Here is a 1,657-nt window from a genome sequence, read left to right as displayed (position 1 = left end):
TTTTTTGATCTTTTGTGGTCAAGTTTTTAAGAGCACACGGTGGATGCCTTGGCATTAGGAGCCGAAGAAGGACGTAGGAATCTGCGATAAGCCTGGGGGAGTCGATAACCGGACTGTGATCCCAGGGTGTCCGAATGGGGAAACCCCGCCGGGGGCGCGAGCTGCCCGGTGACCCGCATCTGAACACATAGGGTGTGTGGGGGGAACGCGGGGAAGTGAAACATCTCAGTACCCGCAGGAAGAGAAAACAACAGTGATTCCGTCAGTAGTGGCGAGCGAACGCGGATCAGGCTAAACCGTTCCATGTGTGATAGCCGGCGGGCGTTGCATGGTCGGGGTTGTGGGACTGTCCGTTCTGTCTCTGCCGGGACAGTGGGGTGTGTAGTGCAGGCATAGGTGAACGGTCTTGAAAGGCCGGCCAGAGAGGGTGTGAGCCCCGTAACCGAAATGTTGTGTACCGCCTGGAGAGTATCCCAAGTAGCACGGGGCCCGAGAAATCCCGTGTGAATCTGTCAGGACCACCTGATAAGCCTAAATACTCCCTAATGACCGATAGCGGACCAGTACCGTGAGGGAAAGGTGAAAAGTACCCCGGGAGGGGAGTGAAACAGTACCTGAAACCGTGTGCTTACAATCCGTCGGAGCCAGTCTGATTCTGGTGACGGCGTGCCTTTTGAAGAATGAGCCTGCGAGTTAGTGTTACGTCGCGAGGTTAACCCGTGGGGGGAAGCCGTAGCGAAAGCGAGTCTGAACAGGGCGTTGCAGTGGCGTGATCTAGACCCGAAGCGAAGTGATCTACCCATGGCCAGGTTGAAGCGACGGTAAGACGTCGTGGAGGACCGAACCCACTTCAGTTGAAAATGGAGGGGATGAGCTGTGGGTAGGGGTGAAAGGCCAATCAAACTTCGTGATAGCTGGTTCTCCCCGAAATGCATTTAGGTGCAGCGTTGCGTGTTTCTTACCGGAGGTAGAGCTACTGGATGGCTAATGGGCCCTACAAGGTTACTGACGTCAGCCAAACTCCGAATGCCGGTAAGTGAGAGCGCAGCAGTGAGACTGTGGGGGATAAGCTTCATAGTCGAGAGGGAAACAGCCCAGACCACCAACTAAGGCCCCTAAGCGTGTGCTAAGTGGGAAAGGATGTGGAGTTGCGAAGACAACCAGGAGGTTGGCTTAGAAGCAGCCATCCTTAAAAGAGTGCGTAATAGCTCACTGGTCAAGTGATTCCGCGCCGACAATGTAGCGGGGCTCAAGTACACCGCCGAAGTTGTGGATTTCAGATAGTAGCCAAGCCGCCCCCTTTGCGGGGTTGGTTCAGGCGTCTGGAGTGGTAGGGGAGCGTCGTGTGGGCAGTGAAGTCGCGGTGTAAACCAGCGGTGGAGCCTACACGAGTGAGAATGCAGGCATGAGTAGCGAAAGACGGGTGAGAAACCCGTCCGCCGAATGATCAAGGGTTCCAGGGTCAAGCTAATCTGCCCTGGGTAAGTCGGGACCTAAGGCGAGGCCGACAGGCGTAGTCGATGGACAACGGGTTGATATTCCCGTACCGGCGAAAAACCGTCCATGGTGAACAGGGGATACTAACCGCCCGAAACCTGCCCGTGCACCCCTTGTGGGTGTGGGGGTTTTGGTGGAGCGCGGGATCTGAGCCTGGGAG

Annotated in this window: 1 rRNA gene; it reads left to right on the top strand. The window is 56.2% G+C overall.

The features are described from left to right. Positions 1–16: 16 nt before the first annotated feature. Positions 17–1,657, top strand: a 23S ribosomal RNA gene (locus tag AC50X6_RS18685); the annotation flags it as partial.

The sequence above is a fragment of the Pseudarthrobacter sp. HLT1-7 genome, from assembly GCF_059383435.1.
This window is presented reverse-complemented; position numbering and strand designations above follow the sequence as displayed.